Source organism: Citrobacter sp. T1.2D-1 (genome assembly GCF_950098555.1).
GTDB classification, from domain to species: Bacteria; Pseudomonadota; Gammaproteobacteria; order Enterobacterales; family Enterobacteriaceae; genus Citrobacter_A; species Citrobacter_A telavivensis.
This window is the reverse complement of record NZ_CATNHH010000023.1, coordinates 222,149-240,948: the sequence shown is the minus strand read 5'-3', so window position 1 is coordinate 240,948 and position 18,800 is coordinate 222,149. Positions and strand designations below refer to the sequence as shown.

Sequence of the window (18,800 nt, the reverse complement as noted above, 5' to 3'; positions counted from 1 at the left end):
GATGAAAAAGACGCTGATATTGTTAGCCATGGTGATTGCCCTGGTCATTCTGCCGTTTTTTATTGACCATGGCGGAGAGTTTGGTGGTTCAGACGGCGAGGCGGAAAGCCAGATTCAGGTGGTCGCCCCGCATTATGAGCCGTGGTTCCAACCGCTGTACGAACCGGCGAGTGGGGAAATTGAAAGCCTGCTGTTTACCTTACAGGGGTCGATTGGCGCGGCGGTAATTTTCTATATTCTGGGTTACACCAAAGGCAGACAACGCCGTGATGACCGGGCTTGATCGGCTGAGTTATCAGAGCCGCTGGTTTCACATCGCTCCTGAACGTAAGTTTCTGTTCTGGCTGCTGTTGATGATTCTGGCTTTTACCTTGCCCGCGTGGGGGCAGGGGATCGAACTGGCGCTGATAGCCGGGCTGACCTGTTGGCTGCTGCGGATCTCCCTGCGTCGCTGGTGTCGCTGGATGGCGTTGCCGTTTGGTTTTTTGCTGGTCGGCGTGGTGACGATCCTGTTCAGCGTCAGCCGCGACCCGCAAACGCTGCTGGTAAGTTTCCCCGTGGGCAGTTACTGGCTGGGCGTGACGGCGTCAGGACTTCACACCGCTAACGAGACGTTCTGGCGAAGTCTGGCTGCGCTGGCCGCCACGTTCTGGCTGGTGCTTAATCTGCCGTTTCCGCAGTTGATCGTCCTGCTCAAACGGGCGCGGGTGCCGCGCCTGCTGACGGAACAGATCCTGCTAACCTGGCGCTTTATTTTTATTCTGTTAGATGAAGCGATGGCAATTCATCGCGCGCAGACGCTGCGTTTTGGCTATCGTAGTCTGCCGATTGGCTATCGCTCGCTGGCGATGCTGGTGGGCGTTCTGTTCACCCGGGTGCTGATTCGCTATCAGCAAATGGCGGCGACGTTAGATATCAAATTGTATCAGGGTGATTTTCACCTGTAAGGAAAAACATGCTTGCCACCACCGAACTCTGGTTTCGTTATCAGGATGCGCAGGTACTTAAAGGGTTGACGCTGGATTTTTCGCAGCACGCCGTCACCGGACTGGTGGGGGCTAACGGTTGCGGGAAATCCACCCTATTTATGAATCTGAGCGGCTTACTGCGACCGCAGCAGGGCGCGGTACTGTGGCAGGGAAAACCGCTGGACTACAGTAAGCGTGGTTTACTGGCGCTGCGTCAGCAGGTGGCGACAGTGTTTCAGGATCCCGATCAGCAAATTTTCTACACCGATATCGACAGCGATATCGCTTTCAGCCTGCGCAATCTTGGCGTGGAGGAAGCGGAAATTGCCCGACGAGTCGACGAGGCGTTAACGCTGGTAGATGCTCAGCATTTTCGCCAGCAGCCGATTCAGTGCTTAAGTCACGGTCAGAAGAAACGAGTGGCCATCGCCGGCGCGCTGGTGTTACGGGCGAAATATCTGTTACTCGATGAACCCACGGCGGGTCTTGATCCTTCGGGGCGCAGCCAGATGATTGACATCATCAAACGGATTGTGGCGCAGGGAAACCACGTGGTGATCTCCAGCCATGATATTGATCTGATTTATGAAGTCAGCAACGCCGTCTACGTCTTACGTCATGGCGAAGTGCTCGCGCACGGTGAACCGGGCGAAGTCTTTGCTCGCACGGCGCTGATTGAAGAGGCCGGGTTAACGCAACCCTGGCTGGTGAAACTGCACGCGCAGTTAGGCATGCCGCTGTGCAAAACCGAAGATGAATTTTTCAGTTGTATGCGACAACGCGCAATCAAGGAGGCGTCATGACGCAGGCCATTATGTTGCAGGGAACGGCGTCTGACGTCGGCAAGAGCGTTCTGGTGGCGGGTTTGTGCCGCATATTTTATCAGGATGGTCGGCGGACCGCACCGTTCAAGTCGCAGAATATGGCGCTTAACTCCGGCATTACGCCGGAGGGGAAAGAGATGGGCCGCGCGCAGATATTCCAGGCCGAAGCGGCGGGTATTGTGCCGGATGTCCGTATGAATCCAGTGCTGTTGAAACCGACCAGCGATCGCAAGGCGCAGGTGGTACTAATGGGGCAGGTGGCGACCGATATGGACGCGGTCAGCTATCACGAATACAAACCGCGTCTGCGCGAGCAAATCCTCTCCGTTTATACCAGTCTGGCGCAGGAGTTTGATGTACTGGTGCTGGAAGGCGCGGGCAGTCCGGCGGAGATCAACCTGCGCGACCGCGACATCGTTAACATGGGGATGGCCGAGATGGCGCAGTGCCCGGTGATTCTGGTCGCCGATATCGATCGCGGCGGGGTGTTCGCCTCTATTTACGGTACGCTGGCGCTGCTGCATGAACACGAGCGTGCGCGGGTGAAAGGGGTGATCATCAATAAATTTCGCGGTGATGTGGCGCTGCTTAATCCCGGCATCGAACAGATTGAAAGCCTGACCGGCGTTCCCGTGCTGGGGGTGATGCCGTGGCTGGATGTCGATCTCGAGGATGAAGACGGCGTGGCGCTGCAAAAAGGGAAATACCTGCGTACGGAAAAACGCGATATCAACATTGCGGTGGTGCAAATCCCGCATATCTCCAATTTCACCGATTTTAACGCGCTGGCAGCGCAACCTGATGTGCGCGTGCGCTATGTACGCCATCCGCAAGAGTTGGCGGATGTTGATCTGGTTCTCCTGCCGGGCAGCAAAAATACGCTCGGCGATCTGGTATGGCTACGTGAAAGCGGTATGGCTCACGCGGTGTTGCAGGCGCACCAGCAAAACATCCCCATCGTTGGGATCTGCGGTGGCTATCAGATGCTCGGTGAGACCATCATTGATGAGGTTGAATCGGGACTGGGAACGCTGCCGGGACTGGGGTTGCTTGATACTGTCACCCACTTTGCCCAGCGGAAAACTACCACTCAGGTAACGGCGACGATGTCGTCGGCTCTGCCTGACTGGCTGTCTGCGGCGTCCGGGTTGCCGGTACGCGGCTATGAAATTCATATGGGTGAAACGACGCTGAACGGTGGCTGTCGGTCGGTGATGCAACTCCAGAAGCACGGCGAAAACGTCGCGGATGGTGCCGTCACGGCAGATGGACGGGTGTTTGGCACCTATCTGCACGGTCTGTTCGACAGTGATGGCTTTACGCGGGCGCTGATTAACGGCCTGCGCGAGCGTAAAGGCCTGGCTCCCCTGGATCCCGCCTTCCAATACGCGCAATATAAATCGCAGCAGTTCGATCTGCTGGCGGATGCGATGCGGCAACACATCGATATTGAGAAAATTTATACCATCATGCAGCAACACCGGGAGTCCGTATGATGATTCTGGTCACTGGCGGCGCGCGCAGCGGTAAGAGTCGTCATGCCGAAGCGCTAATCGCGGATTCCCCGCAGGTGCTGTACATCGCGACATCGCAGATTTTTGATGACGAGATGGCAGCGCGTATTCAGCATCATCGCGAGGGTCGCCCAGCGCACTGGCGTACCGCCGAGCGCTGGCAACATCTTGATGCGCTGATCGCTGCGGATAACGCGCCGGATGAGGCCATTCTGCTGGAATGTATCACGACGATGGTCACTAACCTGCTGTTTGCCTTTGGCGGTGACAGCGATCCGGATAGCTGGGACTACGCGGCCCTGGAAACGGCGATTGAGGCGGAGATCCAGACGCTGATCGCGGCCTGCCAGCGATGTCCGGCGAAGGTGGTCTTGGTAACCAACGAAGTCGGGATGGGGATTGTGCCGGAAAACCGTCTGGCACGTCACTTTCGGGATATCGCCGGGCGCGTGAATCAGCGTCTGGCGGCTGCGGCGGATGAGGTCTGGCTGGTGGTATCCGGTATTGGAGTCAAAATTAAATGAGTAAGTTGTTCTGGGCAATGCTCTCTTTTATTACGCGTTTGCCTGTTCCTGGCCGCTGGTCACAAGGACTGGAGTTCGATCAGTATTCACGCGGTATTGTGACTTTCCCACTCATTGGCCTGCTGCTTGGTGCCTTGAGTGGGCTGGTGTTTATGCTCTTTCAGCCCTGGTGCGGCGCACCGCTGGCAGCGCTTTTCACCGTGTTAGCGCTGGCGCTGATGACGGGAGGCTTTCACCTCGATGGTCTGGCCGATACCTGTGACGGTGTTTTCTCTGCCCGTAGTCGGGAACGCATGCTGGAGATTATGCGCGACAGCCGCCTGGGAACGCATGGCGGCCTGGCGCTCATTTTTGTTCTGCTGGCGAAAGTTCTGGTGGTCAGCGAACTGGCGCTACGCGGTACTCCTGTGCTGGCGGCGCTGGCGGCCGCCTGTGCGGTAGGGCGCGGGACGGCCGTGCTGTTGATGTACCGCCATCGCTACGCCCGTGAAGAGGGACTAGGCAATGTGTTTATCGGCCATGTCACCGGAACGCAAACCTGCTTTACTCTTGGCCTTGCGGCGATTCTGGCGGCGGTCCTCCTGCCCGGAATGCAGGGCATAGCGGCTCTGGTCGTGACGATGGTGGCGATCTTCTTGCTGGGACAACTGTTAAAACGTACGTTGGGTGGACAAACCGGCGATACGCTGGGTGCGGCAATAGAACTTGGTGAGTTGATATTCCTGCTGGCTCTGCTGTGAGTCAGCCAACACAATGAGAACCCTTATGCAAACGTTAACCTCTTTACTCCGCGAAATTCCGCCGATGAACCGTGACGCCATGACGCGAGCGCAGCAGCATATTGACGGCCTGCTTAAGCCGCCGGGTAGTCTTGGACGACTGGAGGCGCTGGCGGTACAACTGGCGGGTATGCCGGGTTTGAACGGGGTACCGCGTGTCGGCGAGAAAGCGATACTGGTGATGTGTGCCGATCACGGAGTCTGGGATGAAGGGGTTGCCGTTTCACCTAAAGTGGTGACCGCTATTCAGGCGGCCAATATGACGCGCGGCACGACGGGCGTCTGCGTGCTTGCGGCCCATGCCGGTGCAAAGGTTCATGTGATCGACGTGGGGATTGATGCGGAACTCATCCCCGGCGTGGTGAACATGCGCGTGGCGCGAGGGTGCGGGAATATTGCCACCGGTCCGGCAATGAGCCGTACGCAGGCGGAAGAGCTGCTGCTGGAAGTTATTCGCTACACGCGCGAACAGGCACAGCGCGGCGTGACGCTGTTTGGCGTGGGTGAATTGGGGATGGCGAATACCACGCCTGCCGCGGCGATTGTCAGCGTGCTGACAGGCAGCGAGGCTGAAGCAGTGGTAGGGATTGGCGCCAATCTGCCGCTTTCCCGCGTGGGAAATAAAGTAGAGGTGGTTCGTCGCGCGATTGCCGTCAACCAACCCAATCCGCATGATGGGCTGGACGTGCTGGCGAAAGTCGGTGGTTTTGATCTGGTGGGCATGGCGGGGGTCATTCTGGGGGCCGCTTCCTGCGGCTTACCGGTGTTGCTGGATGGCTTCTTGTCCTATTCCGCTGCGTTGGCAGCCTGCCAGATTGCGCCTGAGATCAAGCCGTATCTGATTCCTTCGCACTTCTCCGCCGAAAAAGGGGCGCGGATTGCGCTGGAGCATCTGGAGCTCGATCCCTATCTCAATATGGGAATGCGTCTGGGCGAGGGCAGCGGTGCCGCACTGGCTATGCCGATCGTGGAGGCCGCTTGCGCGATGTACAGCAACATGGGGCAACTGGCTGCCAGCAATATCGTTCTGCCGGATGGTAAAGAAACCGTCTGATACGTCTGTTTTCTGGCCTGCGCACTGTGCTGTTCGCCGGCCAGTTTCAGAAGACGGCAGAGGGTATAGGTTTACGCACGTTAAAAAAGCTATAATTTCCCTACATCTGCCGCGACTGAGGAAAGGGAAATGTTGCCTCGTGTAAAATTGTTCTGTTCATTATTTATGCTGTTTGCAAGCCAGAGCGCGCTGGCTGTCAGCTATCCACTACCACCTGAAGGAAGTCGTCTGGTCGGAAATCCGCTGACGATTACTGTCCCTGACAAGAATACTCAACCGCTTGAAGCTTTTGCCGCGCAGTACGGACAAGGGCTGAGCAATATGCTGGAAGCCAATCCGGATGTGGATGTGTTCCTGCCGAAGTCGGGTTCAACGCTGGTTGTGCCGCAGCAAATCATTCTGCCGGCTACCGTTCGTCAGGGCATTGTCGTGAACGTGGCGGAGATGCGTCTCTACTACTATCCGAACGGCAGTAATACCGTTGAGGTTTTCCCTATCGGTATTGGTCAGGCAGGGCGAGAAACGCCGCGTAACTGGGTGACGAAAGTTGAGCGTAAGCAGGAGGCACCGAGTTGGACGCCAACGGCGAATACCCGTCGTGAATACGCGAGAAGGGGAGAAAGCCTGCCCGCCTTCGTTCCTGCCGGGCCGGATAACCCCATGGGGCTGTACGCTATCTATATCGGCAAGCTGTACGCTATTCATGGCACCAATGCTAATTTCGGCATTGGTCTGCGCGTGAGCCAGGGCTGCATTCGTTTACGCAACGATGATATCGAGCATCTGTTCCAGAATGTACCTGTGGGAACCCGCGTGCAGATCATCGATCAGCCGGTGAAAACCACCGCAGAACCGGATGGCAGTCGCTGGGTGGAAGTGCACGAACCACTGTCCCGTAACCGCTCAGAATATGAATCTGACAAAAAAGTCCCACTGCCGATCACGCCTGTGATGCGTAGCTTTATGAGCGGTGAGGGTGTGGATGTTCACCGCGTCAGCGAAGCGCTCGAACGCCGCTCGGGGATGCCCGTCAACATTAGCCATGGGCAAACCGGAATTTGATGGCGCTGAGGCTGCTGTCAGAAAAGCAAAAAGCCCGCTAAAAAGCGGGCTTTTTTAATATGGCTCCTCTGACTGGACTCGAACCAGTGACATACGGATTAACAGTCCGCCGTTCTACCGACTGAACTACAGAGGAATCGTTGTGGAGGCTTATCTTAGCGGCGAAAAATCTTTTGTCAAACCCCATTTCCGACATTGGCGATTAATTGGCGCTTCTCTCAACAATTTGTTGCAATTGCAGTGATTTTATCGGGAAAAAACTTTGCAGCTTTTCCGTTTCTCCCTCATCATTTGAAATGAGGTTTCAACTTTCTTCTCTAAGGTCCATTTTGAACGTCTCCGCAGCCCTACGCCAGGCCGTCGCCCGCACGCCCTGGTATGCCAAACGCAAGAGTTATAAGGTCCTTTTCTGGCGTGAAATTACCCCGCTTGCCGTGCCTATATTTCTGGAGAATACCTGTGTTTTGCTGATGGGCGTACTCAGTACGTTTCTGGTCAGTTGGTTGGGGAAGGAGGCGATGGCGGGCGTCGGTCTGGCCGACAGTTTCAATATGGTGATTATGGCCTTTTTTGCTGCTATCGATCTGGGAACGACGGTCGTGGTGGCCTTTAGCCTCGGTAAGCGCGATCGCAGACGCGCCCGTGCGGCGGCCCGACAATCTCTGGTGATTATGACGCTGTTTGCCGTGATTCTGGCGGCGGTGATTCACTACTTTGGTGCGCAGATTATCAATGTTGTTGCGGGAGAAGCAACGGCGGAAGTGAAGGCGCTGGCGCTGACCTATCTGGAATTAACGGTCATTAGCTATCCTGCTGCGGCGATCGCCCTGATTGGCAGCGGTGCGTTGCGCGGTGCGGGCAATACGAAAATCCCACTGCTGATTAATGGTGGGATGAATATCCTCAACATCATCATCAGTAGCATCCTGATTTACGGGGTTTTTTCCTGGCAAGGGGTCGGTTTTGTCGGCGCTGGACTGGGCCTGACCATTTCGCGCTATATCGGCGCGATCGCCATTATCTGGGTACTGATGATTGGGTTTAATCCGGCGCTGCGCATATCGCTGAAAAGTTATTTTAAACCGTTGAACTTCGCCATCATCTGGGAAGTGATGGGGATTGGTATCCCAGCCAGTATTGAATCCGTACTGTTCAACGGCGGTAAGTTGTTAACGCAGATGTTCGTCGCGGGGATGGGGACCAGCGTCATTGCCGGTAATTTCATTGCTTTCTCCATTGCCGCGCTGATTAACCTACCGGGGAACGCGCTGGGGTCTGCATCCACCATCATTACCGGAAGGCGTCTGGGAAACGGACAAATTGCCCAGGCAGAGATTCAACTGCGTCATGTGTTCTGGCTTTCCACTATTGGCCTGACCGCTATCGCCTGGTTGAGTGCACCGTTTGCCGGGCTGATGGCATCGTTTTACACCCGCGATCAGGAGGTAAAAGACGTTGTTGTCATCCTGATTTGGCTCAACGCGGCATTTATGCCGATCTGGGCCGCTTCCTGGGTTTTACCTTCAGGGTTTAAAGGCGCGCGCGATGCTCGCTTCGCCATGTGGGTATCGATGCTGGGGATGTGGGGCTGCCGTGTGGTTGCTGGCTATACGCTGGGGATTGTACTAGGCTGGGGTGTCGTGGGGGTCTGGATGGGGATGTTCTTCGACTGGGCAGTACGTGCAGTGCTGTTTTACTGGCGTATGGTTAGCGGTCGTTGGCTCTGGAAGTATCCGCGTCCGAAACATGAAAAGGTGACAAAATCCCCCGTTGTGTCTGAATAAACGACGAAGTGGAGAATATTTCGGCAAACAGTCGCGATAGCGCATTCAGGCTTTGACATTGGCAGTGGGCGTCGCTAATATGCGCCCCGTTCACACAATTCCTCTGTAGTTCAGTCGGTAGAACGGCGGACTGTTAATCCGTATGTCACTGGTTCGAGTCCAGTCAGAGGAGCCAGATTAAAAAAGCCCGCTTTTTAGCGGGCTTTTTGCTTTTCCATCTTCAGACCAGCTTAACGGAACGGCGGCTCGTTGAAGGTACGCAGTTTACGGGAGTGCAGACGGTCGCCTTCAGCACGCAGCAGATCAATAGCGCGAATACCAATCTGCAGGTGTTCGGAAATTGCCCCCTCGTAGAAACGGTTTGCCTGACCGGGCAGTTTGATCTCGCCATGCAGTGGCTTATCAGAGACGCACAGCAAGGTGCCATATGGCACACGGAAACGGTAACCCTGCGCGGCAATAGTGGCGCTTTCCATGTCAATCGCCACGGCACGGCTCAGGTTAAAGCGTAGCGCTGAGGCGGAGTAGCGCAGTTCCCAATTGCGATCGGAAGTGGTCACCACGGTTCCGGTGCGCAGACGCTGTTTGACCTCTTCACCGGGCATGCCGCTGACCATCTTCGTTGCGTCATACAGGGCGCGCTGTACCTCAGCGATACTTGGAATCGGGATATCTGGCGGCAGTACCGCATCGAGCACCTGATCGTCACGCAGGTAGGCATGAGCAAGCACGTAGTCGCCAATCGCCTGGCTTTCACGCAGACCGCCGCAGTGACCAATCATCAACCAGACATCCGGGCGCAGTACCGCCAGGTGGTCGCAGATCGTTTTGGCGTTGGACGGGCCTACACCAATATTCACCAGCGTGATCCCCTGACCGTCGGAAGTGATCAGATGCCATGCTGGCATCTGATGTTTCTTCCATGCCAGATCGGAAATCGCTTCTTCGGGTGCTTCCGTTTCAGCCGTGATCCAGATCCCTCCGGCGCAGGAGAGGGCAATATACGGGCTGTCCGGATCCAGAATCTGGCTGCATCCCCAGCGTACAAACTCATCCACATAGCGGGTGTAGTTGGTGAACAACACGAACGGCTGAAAATGTTCCACTGGCGTCCCGGTATAGTGGCGCAAACGTGCAAGAGAGAAATCGACCCGGCGCGCGTCAAAGTGCGACAGGGGAGAATACTCGACCGGATGATAGATGCCATCTGCGGTTTCATCGCCAATTTGCGCCAGCTCGGTGGTTGGGAAATGGCGGGTTAACCCGGCACTCATGGAGCGATCAAGTGTGAGTTCGGAACCATCAATCACGTAGGGATAGGGGATTTCATGCTGCGAAGGCTCCACGGTTATCTGGGCGTCGTAATCCTGATACAGCAGCGTGAGCTGCTCTTCCAGATAGGGACGAAACAGTCCTGGCCGGGTGATGGTGGTGGTATAGCAACCCGCATGGGTAAAGCGTCCATACGCGCGGGTTTTGGGGGGGTTGGTGGCATTGCCATCCCAGGTAACAGAAAGCGATGGGTAAACAAAAAGACCTTTACTCCGGGCGATGATATCGGGAAGTTCCCCCGTTTCAATGTACTTGCCAATGGCACTGCGTAGCGCCTGAACTGACTGCTCGTAGAGTGCGTCAAGTTTTTCCAGCGCTTGTGCAGGTGTCAGGCTGGAGCCCTTACTCTTCATCTGTGTCTCCTTGTTCTACAGGTGTACTGCTCACCTGATAGTATGTCACCAGAATGTGAAACAAAAGGCAGAGTTTTAGAGAAGAGGCGAGAGCCGAATGGCCCTCGCAGAGTACTCAGGCGTGTTGCTTATCTTTCATCAACAATGCGGTAGCGGCCGAGATCAGGCAGCCGGCCAGTAGATAGATAGCCACACTGTGCCAGTCGCCGCCAGAGAAGGTGACCAACGCCGCAGCGATGAAGGGGGTAAATCCGCCGCCCACCACGCTGGCGACCTGATAACCCACGCCAGCCCCGCTGTAGCGATATCCCGCACCAAACATGCCGGTGAACATGGGTTGCTGTACGCAGACCACCATGTCATGGGCGATATTGGCGAGCATTATCGAGAAGAAGACAATCCAGAAGATCGACTGTGATTCGAGCGCCATAAAGAACGGAAATGCGCTCAGCGTGCCAATCAACGCGCCGGTAATATAAACGCGTCGGCGGCCAAAACGATCTGCTAACCAGGCAAAGCAGGGGATAGTCAGACAGCTCAGCCCACCAACCAGCAGGCCAATATTCAAAAAGAGCTCACGCGGCAGACCAAGATTTTGCGTCGAGTAGTTCAGGGCGAAAGCGGTAACGATATACATGGTCAGCAGTTCGCACAGGCGAAGCGCAATAATCTTTAAAAATGCCCCCGGATGGCGGGCGAGCGCTTCCATCACCGGCAGGCGTTTTTTCTCTTCAGAGGGTTGCTGCTTTTGCTGTTCAAATTCAATGGACTCTTCCATCCCGTTTCTCACCCACAGCGCGCCAAGCACCAGGACGATGCTGAACAGGAACGGAATGCGCCAGCCCCAGCTCAGAAACTGTTCGTCGGTGGTCAAATAACTGATCACTGACACAAGGCCGGTGGAAAGAAGCAAACCGACGCCGTAACCCACCTGTACTCCGCTGCTATAGAACGCTTTTTTGTTTTCTGGCGCACTTTCTACGGAGAGTAACGCGGCACCGCCCCACTCACCGCCGACGGCAAATCCCTGAATGGCGCGCAGCAGTACCAACAGCACCGGCGCCCACCAGCCGATAGCGGCGAATGAAGGAAGAATGCCGATCAATGCTGTGGCAATCCCCATCATCCAGACGGTGAGCATCAGCATCCGCTTACGGCCTAAGCGATCGCCGAAGTGGCCGAAGATCACGCCGCCCAGCGGACGGAATAAGAAACCCACACCAAAGGTTGCAAATGCGGCAAGCGTGCCCATTGCCGGACTAACCTGTGGGAAAAACTCGCGGTTGAATACCAGGGCTGCGGTAATGCCATAAAGCAGAAAATCGTACCAGTCGACGACGGCTCCGGCAAAGCTGCCCAGCGCGGCGCGTCGAGCGCGATTAATCGATGGGGTTTCCTCTGAGGAGGGCGTGGAGATGAGGGTGGAATCCATAGTAATCCTGTCTGTACTGATTTTATTATTAGTATGGGAATGAGAGTCACACACATTGCGGCCAACCTATAAGCGGCTGCTATGAGACTACCGCGGCAGACAGGAAGAGAAAACGATTTTTAATCCGACGAGAGCAGAACAGGGAAATTAAGCGAGTATGGTGTTCGGAAAAGCAAAAAACCCGCTAAAAAGCGGGCTTTTCAAAATTTGGCTCCTCTGACAGGGATCGCCTTAGCCAGTGACTGGCTAATAAGCAAGCTCACTAACTCTCAATTCTCATCCTGCAAGACCACCAGGATGACTACCAATCGACGCTGATGAGCGAATCAGGGGGCTGGGATGTCGTTACTTATTGTTGGAATTGGGGACATGCTGCTGCATCAATTCAACGATCCAATCAATAAAAACGCGTAGTTTAGCGTTGACATGGCGGTTCGGCGGAAACGCCAGGTGCAGGGGCATTGGACTGATACGCCACTGCGCAAATAACGGAATCAAAGAGCCAACAGCCTGATGTGGTGCCGCCATATAGACTGGCAGCACAATCACTCCTAACCCGGCTAACCCAGCTTCCAGGTAAGCATTGCCATCATCCACGGCAAGTACATAGCTGCCCGTGATTTCAATATGTTCACTCTCATTGCGCAGTATCAGAGGATCAATCTTACCCGTGCGTGAGGACAAGAATCCCACGATGCGATGGTCGGTATTTTCCAGCTCTCGCGGGTGCGCAGGGACGCCAAGGCGTTCCACATAACCGGGGGCGACGTAGACGCCGATTTGCAAATCTCCGACATGGCGTGCGATTAGGGACTGGTCGTTGATTTCGCCACCGCGCAGGACGCAATCCACGTTGTCGCCGATCAGATCCACTATCCTGTCACTCACGCCCATGTCGAACTGGATATCTGGGTAGCGTGCGTGAAAAGCCGGTAGAGCCGGTATCAAAATGAAGCGGGCCAGTGGACTGGGCACATCCACCCGTAGCCGACCCCTGGGCGTAATCGCCGCACTGGACAGGCTGTTTTCAGCATCCTCCATGTCTGCCAGCAGGCGGATGACGCGTTCGTAGTAGATCGCGCCATCGGGAGTCACGCCGAGCTTGCGGGTGGTGCGATGGAGCAACTTGACGCGCAGGCGCGCTTCCAGCTGCTGAATGAGTTGCGTCACCGTGGTTTTGCTCATATGAAGCGTTTGGGCAGCCTTTGTGAAGCTACCTGCCTCCACCACGCGAGCAAAGGCGCGCATCGCATCGAAACGATCCATTCCTTATCCTCTCTTTTCACCGATTGTTTGGATTTTACAAACAATGATGGACAAAGTCGCTTGTTTATCCACCCGATCCAGCACCTGTAAAGTGTCTTTATGTTCACCGGGCTGATTTCGCCCCATTGCAAAGGTATAAACATGACAGCACGTGAAGCAGTTTTTCCCTTCGGTCGGCAGGCGCTCTATGAGCGCAATCGTTATTCACCAGCCATCAAATCCAACGGTTTCTTGTTCGTTTCGGGGCAGGTTGGTAGCCGCGAGGATGGTTCGCCTGAGCACGATCTAAAAGCGCAGGTCAGGCTGGCATTCAATAATCTTAATGCTGTTCTCGCAGCTGCGGGCTGCACGTTCGGTGACGTGGTTGACGTTACCCTCTTTGTCGTTGATCCCGAGTCAAACCTCGACGCTATCTGGAGTATCCTGCCAGAATATTGGGGGGAAGCGCCTTACCCTACGTTGACTGGGATCGGCGTGACGTGGCTTTACGGCTTCAAGTTTGAGATTAAGGTGATTGCCAGGCTGCCCTAACCGTTACGGGTCTTTCCGCCAATCGATAATTCAAGAAGGCAGCCCGCGCTGCCTGTAGAGGTATATGCCGGATCGGGATAGTTTGCCAGATTGGTCTGGATTTACTGATGAGACTGAGGAAAATTTATGAAAGCAGCGGTTTATGACGTGGAAGGCGCTCCAGGCGTCCTGAAATATGTCGATATTCCGGAACCAGTCACAGGGCCTGATGACATCCTGATTTCTGTCGAGGCTATCTCGATTGAAGGTGGAGATCTGATCAATCGCCGTTCAACTCCGCCGCCTTTACCTTCATGGATTGTCGGCTACGCGGCTGCGGGCACCGTTGTTGCCGTCGGATCGAAAGTCCGTAGCCGTGCGGTTGGGGACAGAGTCGCTGCTTTTCACATGCAGGGATCACATGCGGAACGTTGGGCTGTACCCGCGGAACGAACCTGGCTTATACCAGATGGGGTGGATATGGCAGAAGCGGCGGTGTTGCCGATTTCTTTTGGAACCGCGCATCATTGCCTTTTCACACGAGGCATGCTCCGGCATGGAGAAACCGTCCTTATTCAGGCCGCTGCTGGTGGCGTAGGGATCGCGGCCGTTCAGCTTGCCTCACAAGCAGGCGCAACAGTCATCGCTGTGACAAGCGGAACGCAGCGAAGAAACCGGCTGCTTGAACTTGGTGCCGCTCATGTCGTGGATCGCGCAGAGAATAACGTCGTGGACAGTGTCCGACAGTACACCCATGGCACCGGTGTTGACCTCGTCATCGATCCGGTGGGGACGACGTTGCCTGCTTCGCTTTCTGCACTCGCTCCGCAAGGACGTCTCGTCTTCGTCGGTAATGCGGGCGGTGGCAGTCTGACTGTCGATTTGTGGCCGCCAATGCAGTCTAACCAGACGCTCATGGGGGTGTTCATGGGCCCCCTTTTTGAAAGGCCCGGCGTTCGGACAAGTGTGGACGACATGTTGCAGGCTGTAGCAGCAGGGCGCATCAGGGTTGTCATTGACCGCATCTTCCCTCTGGCTAACGCTGCCGCGGCCCACGAATTCGCTGAGACAGCGAAACCGCTTGGCCGCATCGTTATGAAGCCATGAGGCGCATTTTCGCACCACGCTCTGAATAGCGGACATCGGGTATGGCTTCTCGGGTAGCAGGAATCTCCCAGAGTTTGTTTCTGGAATCGATCTCAGACCAACGGGCGAAACGTAGTTCGCTGGAACGGATAAACAGGTGCAGGGTGAGTGAGACTGCCAGGCGGGTTAATTCTCGTCCTTGCTGGTCGTCCTGAATACGGGTCAATAATTCGGGTAGTCGTTCGAGTGAAAGCGCAGGGTAGTGGCGTTTAACGAGAGGGGAGATTATATCGTCCAGATTTTTCACGCTAACCTATTGAATCTGAATCACATAGGTATTCGCAAAGCGGCATGAAAACAAGAATTTGGCTCCTCTGACTGGGATCGCCTTTGCCAGTAACTGGCTAATATGTAAGCTAAACCTGAATTGCCGTTCTGTCAAGACCACCAGAATGACCACCAATAGATCTTATCTGCATCTGCAAAGTTAGATACTATAGATTAAGGGGGATATCTCTTGGATGTCTTCTTCCTCACAGAGAAAAAATCGTAGAATTATATATATTAATAGGTAAAACCTTTTGGCTGTTTAGTGTCATTGGAATATACTGTCTTTATATACATGGTTGTATACTTCAATGATTACTAGCAAGTAAAAATAAGAATATAATATATTATGTAGTTTTTATATGTTCTTGGTTGGAATGATTTTGAATAAGGACCATACATGGCTGATAGTAATGAAAATTTAAATAATAATTGCCCCTCATGCGGTAGCAAGCTTGATTCTGATGAAGTATGTGCTTGTGGCTATGACCCAAGCTTGGATGTGCAGGAGGAAAGTTATGTCCCTCAGTTTGCATTGACAGCAACTCTGGATAAAGTGTCAGGGGATTCCGGCCCTATTTTTAAAGAGTCTTTAGGTGAAGTTTGGACATTAGATACAGAAGACGTTCAGCTTTTCATTAAACAAATCGAGAAAAAATTTAAACTTAAAAGAAAACTTCATGGTGTAATCGATGAAAATAAAATGCCATTAAGTGCACCTATTTCTTTCAGTAAATATCTAAATCAAAATATAGATTTTAAATCATTTGTTCAGTCAATGATGGATAGAATGAGAGGTGAAGCGAATAATGATAAATCAAGGCTTTCTGGTGGGGCTATAATATTTATTCATTACAATGTAGATAATGATAAAGAAAGTAGTGGTCGTCTTTTTATTATCATGGTGGATAGAAAAGGAGTCTTTAATTTTGATAAGAATCTTATTCCAGAGAAATTACCATCTATAGATATAGATTCCTTGCGACAAGCTGTCCTTGTTGATTTGACTTTATTCAAAGCAAGCTACCCAGAAAATAATGGCGACCCTTATCTGCACTTTATATCTGGTCGATCTAGTAGCGAATTCTTTAAGCGAGCATTGGGTTGTAACCCAAAAATTGATAATAATAGAAGTATTGATGAAACAAATAGAGCTGTTGATGATTTTGTTAAGGTAATGAAGTTAAAGCACATCGATAGAGTTAAAGTAAAGAAAGCAGTCGAAGCTTTGATGAAATCAAAAGCAAAAGATCCCACTGATAGAAAGTTAACGATTGAAGATATAGGGAATTGTATAGAGAAAACCCTTCCTGAGAATAAAGAATTAAAAGGGAAGTTTGTACAGTTCGCGGATGTTAATGAATATGTTATTGATGATTTTTTCGAACCAAGCAGATTTTCTGGAAGTAGCTTTGGGGAAATAAAGATTTCTGATGCGGAACAGGAATATGAATGTAAAATATCTGTTGATGCAATTAGCGAGGATGATACATCAAATGCAAAAGTTATATATGATAGAGCTAATGGTCAATTAATAATACGATTGTCGCATAATGCAGTAACTGAAATCGAGAAAATAGTTGGTTAAATTTACAAGGAGTAGTGATGAGCGACATGAATGATTTTGAAACATTAGTAAATGCTATCTTATCGGCTAAAATTGAAGTCGATAGCGGCTATATGTTGCTCGAATTTGAAGACCAATCAATTGATATTAACATAATATCTAATTTAATCAAAGATTATGGTTTAGCCGTAGAACCTGAAGTTGAAAGTAAAGAGATTATTTTTCCGTTGTCTTCTGGGGCATTTCGAGATGATTCAAATATATATAGTACGCTAGATTCCTTTTTAAGAACATGTATTTCTTTAGGTTATATTCCTAATAAATACATTATTCTCACTGAGAAGATTTCTTCACTATTAGTTGATGATAAAATTGGTAGTATTGATGTTTACTTAAAATGGATTTCAGTATTATCCAGTGTTGCTAATCATCAAATTGGAGGTAAGTTTATACTCTATATACCAAGTGATAATGGTGGTAAGGAGTTAGTTATTAATTCTTACGAAAGATTGGACTATATTATAAAAGCTCCCTATAGCAAGGTAGTTATAGACTCAGTTGATAAAATAATAAAGGTACTTGGTGTCGAGGATGCTCAGTCTCCCGAAAGAAAATCTATTATTCGTACTGCTATATATGATTTGATTAATAACATTGAGAGTAAAGATATTTCAGCGCTAATTACAATAAGCGAGAGGGTTTTTAACCGGTATAACGATCTTTTGGAGTTATATACAAATAGATTCTCCGTTAACAAATTATTGTCTGAATTGGAACAAAAAAACCTTGAGTATACAACCAAAATAAATGATTTTGTTTCATCTAGCCAGACAAAAGCTTTTGCAATTCCTGGGGCCCTGATTGCGGTCGGTGGATTAGCTAAAGCCAGTGGCTTCTGGGATTCTTTATTGATTTTTATAGGTCTATTTCTTGTGTATTACATAACTTCTATGTCCAATCAAGTTTTATATGAATCCTATATAACTTTAAAAAATAGTCTTAATGACTCTTTTTCAAGGTATTCTAAATTTGATGAAGGGGTAGAAGTTAGGGATGCAGCCAAAAAAATCTCATTAGAGCTTTATCATAAAATAGATAATGCAAAAGAACGGTTGGAAAAAGTTAATAGTATTGCAAAATGGATGCTTTGGATAGGTGGGGGGTATCTAGTCTTAAAAATGATATTTATTGATGGTAAATAAATGGAAAAATTGTTAATCTAATATTGTTTTTCAATTATCAAGAGAATGACAAGTGAGAGTTTTTCGCTTTTTATATCACTATGCGATGGTTATTTAGTTTGATTTTCATGCTTTTTTATAATTTCATCTATAATCGAATTATTGGTTTTTCGAGAACTCGAAAGTGTATAATTAATTGGGCTGCACTGGTATTAAAATTTATACTTTTGTATTTATTGAGGTTTCCCTCTTCATGAATTTTTGCAAGTGAATTACGGGCGGATTTCTTATCCTCTCTATTGAACTGCCATTTATCCATCATGTTTTTAAAATAATCGGAAAAATTAATATTGGGAGATACACCTAGAAGTTTGGCCAATGTTTCAAAAATGACTGTAAGTGCACCGGTTTTAGTTCCACGCACTTTATGGGATTTCAGCCATCAGCCGGTACTCTTCCGGTGTCAGGTTATTCATGGACTCGTAAGGGCGCTCGCCGTTATATTCAGCCAGCCAGCGCTCTGTAATTTCCCGTGCTTCATTCAGGGTTCTGAATAGATAAAAATTCAGCATTTCTGTCCAGTACGTCCGGTTGGACCGTTCGATAAAGGCATTCTGCGTGGGCTTGCCGGGCCTGATAAATTCCAGCATCACGCCATGCTCTTCTGCCCATTGTGCCAGAATACGCAAGACCAGCTCTAGGCCGTTATCCATCCGCATTTTCAGCGGATATCCGCGGTTTGCCACGTTCCTGTCCAGCACTCTCATGACCCGCTGCGCCGGGATATTCAGGTCAATTTCGATCGCCAGCGCTTCGCGGTTAAAATCATCCACCACGTTGAAGGTCCGGAAGCGCCTGCCGCACACCATGCATAAAATCGATGGACCAGCTCACGCTTTATCGCTGGTTTTAAAGCTTTTTTCAATAACGTCTTTCAGTCCGCGGCACTCGAGACTCAGGTCCGCAAGCATCTGTTTCAGTCGGCGGTTTCCATCCTCAAGGTCTTTCATCTTTTTGATATCAGAGGCTTCCATACCGCCGAACTTCGCTTTCCAGTTATAGTACAAGGCCTCAGAGATCCCGGCATCGCGGCAGACATCCTTAACGGTACGTTCGGCTTCGACGGACTTCATAACAGCGATGATCTGGTGTTCGAGTAATCCGGCTTTGCGCATGGCGATCTCATCTAGGGACATAGTCAGTATGCCGGAAGATCTCTAAAAGTGAATGGTCCGGT

Annotated in this window: 16 protein-coding genes, 2 tRNA genes and 2 pseudogenes; 14 read left to right on the top strand and 6 right to left on the bottom strand. The window is 51.5% G+C overall.

What is annotated here, in order from left to right:
- Window position 1 precedes the first annotated feature (1 nt).
- From QQZ17_RS17330 to ldtA, 8 genes are all read left to right on the top strand, one after another.
- Entirely contained in the window at window positions 2-283 is a 282-nt protein-coding gene (locus QQZ17_RS17330) for an energy-coupling factor ABC transporter substrate-binding protein (RefSeq protein ID WP_042318217.1), read from the top strand.
- Window positions 270-947, top strand: coding sequence for an energy-coupling factor ABC transporter transmembrane protein (locus QQZ17_RS17325; protein ID WP_152406296.1), 678 nt, complete (start codon window positions 270-272; stop codon window positions 945-947). Before QQZ17_RS17330 ends, QQZ17_RS17325 begins: the two co-directional genes overlap by 14 nt.
- A gap of 8 nt (window positions 948-955) precedes the next feature.
- Complete coding sequence (locus QQZ17_RS17320; RefSeq protein ID WP_152403835.1) at window positions 956-1,771, top strand: energy-coupling factor ABC transporter ATP-binding protein; 816 nt, start codon at window positions 956-958, stop codon at window positions 1,769-1,771.
- Window positions 1,768-3,288: a cobyric acid synthase gene (locus tag QQZ17_RS17315; RefSeq protein ID WP_152403837.1), complete on the top strand. Its 1,521-nt coding sequence runs from the start codon at window positions 1,768-1,770 to the stop codon at window positions 3,286-3,288. Before QQZ17_RS17320 ends, QQZ17_RS17315 begins: the two co-directional genes overlap by 4 nt.
- On the top strand, window positions 3,285-3,830 hold the full coding sequence (gene cobU / locus QQZ17_RS17310; RefSeq protein ID WP_152403840.1) for a bifunctional adenosylcobinamide kinase/adenosylcobinamide-phosphate guanylyltransferase: 546 nt from the start codon (window positions 3,285-3,287) through the stop codon (window positions 3,828-3,830). The genes QQZ17_RS17315 and cobU overlap by 4 nt, the downstream gene beginning before the upstream one ends.
- Window positions 3,827-4,570 (top strand): adenosylcobinamide-GDP ribazoletransferase, encoded by a 744-nt coding sequence (gene cobS / locus QQZ17_RS17305; protein WP_152403843.1) that lies wholly within the window; start codon window positions 3,827-3,829, stop codon window positions 4,568-4,570. The genes cobU and cobS overlap by 4 nt, the downstream gene beginning before the upstream one ends.
- 25 nt (window positions 4,571-4,595) lie before the next feature.
- Window positions 4,596-5,663, top strand: a complete 1,068-nt coding sequence (gene cobT, locus QQZ17_RS17300; RefSeq protein ID WP_152403845.1) for a nicotinate-nucleotide--dimethylbenzimidazole phosphoribosyltransferase — start codon at window positions 4,596-4,598, stop codon at window positions 5,661-5,663.
- 129 nt (window positions 5,664-5,792) lie between these two features.
- Window positions 5,793-6,725, top strand: coding sequence for a L,D-transpeptidase (ldtA, locus tag QQZ17_RS17295; RefSeq protein ID WP_152403847.1), 933 nt, complete (start codon window positions 5,793-5,795; stop codon window positions 6,723-6,725).
- 60 nt (window positions 6,726-6,785) lie between these two features.
- On the opposite strand, the gene QQZ17_RS17290 is transcribed toward ldtA, so the two are convergent.
- Window positions 6,786-6,861: transfer RNA gene (locus tag QQZ17_RS17290), tRNA-Asn, on the bottom strand.
- Window positions 6,862-7,021: 160 nt separating this feature from the next.
- On the opposite strand from QQZ17_RS17290, the gene QQZ17_RS17285 reads away from it, so the two are divergent.
- Together QQZ17_RS17285 and QQZ17_RS17280 are read left to right on the top strand one after the other, a co-directional pair.
- Entirely contained in the window at window positions 7,022-8,509 is a 1,488-nt protein-coding gene (locus QQZ17_RS17285; RefSeq protein ID WP_152403849.1) for an EmmdR/YeeO family multidrug/toxin efflux MATE transporter, read from the top strand.
- A gap of 99 nt (window positions 8,510-8,608) precedes the next feature.
- Window positions 8,609-8,684 (top strand) — tRNA-Asn (locus QQZ17_RS17280).
- 55 nt (window positions 8,685-8,739) lie between these two features.
- Here the strand turns inward: QQZ17_RS17280 and QQZ17_RS17275 are convergent.
- The 3 genes from QQZ17_RS17275 to QQZ17_RS17265 all read right to left on the bottom strand — a co-directional run bounded on the left by QQZ17_RS17275 (window position 8,740) and on the right by QQZ17_RS17265 (window position 12,892).
- The gene (locus tag QQZ17_RS17275; protein ID WP_152403851.1) at window positions 8,740-10,194 is read right to left on the bottom strand and encodes an AMP nucleosidase; all 1,455 of its coding nucleotides are present in this window, start codon (window positions 10,192-10,194) and stop codon (window positions 8,740-8,742) included.
- A gap of 115 nt (window positions 10,195-10,309) precedes the next feature.
- Window positions 10,310-11,626: a shikimate transporter gene (gene shiA, locus QQZ17_RS17270; protein WP_152403854.1), complete on the bottom strand. Its 1,317-nt coding sequence runs from the start codon at window positions 11,624-11,626 to the stop codon at window positions 10,310-10,312.
- A 345-nt stretch (window positions 11,627-11,971) separates the two neighbouring features.
- Window positions 11,972-12,892 (bottom strand): LysR substrate-binding domain-containing protein, encoded by a 921-nt coding sequence (locus QQZ17_RS17265; protein WP_284554146.1) that lies wholly within the window; start codon window positions 12,890-12,892, stop codon window positions 11,972-11,974.
- 141 nt (window positions 12,893-13,033) lie between these two features.
- On the opposite strand from QQZ17_RS17265, the gene QQZ17_RS17260 reads away from it, so the two are divergent.
- Together QQZ17_RS17260 and QQZ17_RS17255 are read left to right on the top strand one after the other, a co-directional pair.
- Window positions 13,034-13,423, top strand: a complete 390-nt coding sequence (locus tag QQZ17_RS17260) for a RidA family protein (protein WP_152403857.1) — start codon at window positions 13,034-13,036, stop codon at window positions 13,421-13,423.
- 126 nt (window positions 13,424-13,549) lie between these two features.
- Window positions 13,550-14,509 (top strand): quinone oxidoreductase family protein, encoded by a 960-nt coding sequence (locus tag QQZ17_RS17255; protein WP_152403859.1) that lies wholly within the window; start codon window positions 13,550-13,552, stop codon window positions 14,507-14,509.
- 1 nt (window position 14,510) lies between these two features.
- Here QQZ17_RS17255 and QQZ17_RS17250 read toward each other — a convergent pair.
- Window positions 14,511-14,789: pseudogene (locus QQZ17_RS17250) on the bottom strand (integrase); the annotation flags it as partial.
- Window positions 14,790-15,215: 426 nt separating this feature from the next.
- Here QQZ17_RS17250 and QQZ17_RS17245 point away from each other — a divergent pair.
- Together QQZ17_RS17245 and QQZ17_RS17240 are read left to right on the top strand one after the other, a co-directional pair.
- On the top strand, window positions 15,216-16,403 hold the full coding sequence (locus tag QQZ17_RS17245; protein WP_045338339.1) for a nucleoid-associated protein: 1,188 nt from the start codon (window positions 15,216-15,218) through the stop codon (window positions 16,401-16,403).
- 17 nt (window positions 16,404-16,420) lie between these two features.
- Window positions 16,421-17,584, top strand: a complete 1,164-nt coding sequence (locus QQZ17_RS17240) for a hypothetical protein (RefSeq protein ID WP_152403861.1) — start codon at window positions 16,421-16,423, stop codon at window positions 17,582-17,584.
- 404 nt (window positions 17,585-17,988) lie between these two features.
- Here the strand turns inward: QQZ17_RS17240 and QQZ17_RS17235 are convergent.
- Window positions 17,989-18,738 (bottom strand): annotated as a pseudogene (locus QQZ17_RS17235) (integrase core domain-containing protein).
- Window positions 18,739-18,800: the final 62 nt, after the last annotated feature.

Bases quoted from the DNA above. Each gene is read 5' to 3' on its own strand.
- QQZ17_RS17330 (WP_042318217.1), top strand. From the start codon at position 2: ATGAAAAAGACGCTGATATTGTTAGCCATGGTGATTGCCCTGGTCATT.
- QQZ17_RS17245 (WP_045338339.1), top strand. From the start codon at position 15,216: ATGGCTGATAGTAATGAAAATTTAAATAATAATTGCCCCTCATGCGGT.
- QQZ17_RS17255 (WP_152403859.1), top strand. From the start codon at position 13,550: ATGAAAGCAGCGGTTTATGACGTGGAAGGCGCTCCAGGCGTCCTGAAA.
- QQZ17_RS17285 (WP_152403849.1), top strand. From the start codon at position 7,022: ATGAGGTTTCAACTTTCTTCTCTAAGGTCCATTTTGAACGTCTCCGCA.
- QQZ17_RS17240 (WP_152403861.1), top strand. From the start codon at position 16,421: ATGAGCGACATGAATGATTTTGAAACATTAGTAAATGCTATCTTATCG.
- QQZ17_RS17275 (WP_152403851.1), bottom strand. From the start codon at position 10,194: ATGAAGAGTAAGGGCTCCAGCCTGACACCTGCACAAGCGCTGGAAAAA.
- cobU (WP_152403840.1), top strand. From the start codon at position 3,285: ATGATGATTCTGGTCACTGGCGGCGCGCGCAGCGGTAAGAGTCGTCAT.
- cobT (WP_152403845.1), top strand. From the start codon at position 4,596: ATGCAAACGTTAACCTCTTTACTCCGCGAAATTCCGCCGATGAACCGT.
- QQZ17_RS17260 (WP_152403857.1), top strand. From the start codon at position 13,034: ATGACAGCACGTGAAGCAGTTTTTCCCTTCGGTCGGCAGGCGCTCTAT.
- QQZ17_RS17320 (WP_152403835.1), top strand. From the start codon at position 956: ATGCTTGCCACCACCGAACTCTGGTTTCGTTATCAGGATGCGCAGGTA.
- shiA (WP_152403854.1), bottom strand. From the start codon at position 11,626: ATGGATTCCACCCTCATCTCCACGCCCTCCTCAGAGGAAACCCCATCG.
- ldtA (WP_152403847.1), top strand. From the start codon at position 5,793: ATGTTGCCTCGTGTAAAATTGTTCTGTTCATTATTTATGCTGTTTGCA.
- cobS (WP_152403843.1), top strand. From the start codon at position 3,827: ATGAGTAAGTTGTTCTGGGCAATGCTCTCTTTTATTACGCGTTTGCCT.
- QQZ17_RS17315 (WP_152403837.1), top strand. From the start codon at position 1,768: ATGACGCAGGCCATTATGTTGCAGGGAACGGCGTCTGACGTCGGCAAG.
- QQZ17_RS17325 (WP_152406296.1), top strand. From the start codon at position 270: ATGACCGGGCTTGATCGGCTGAGTTATCAGAGCCGCTGGTTTCACATC.
- QQZ17_RS17265 (WP_284554146.1), bottom strand. From the start codon at position 12,892: ATGGATCGTTTCGATGCGATGCGCGCCTTTGCTCGCGTGGTGGAGGCA.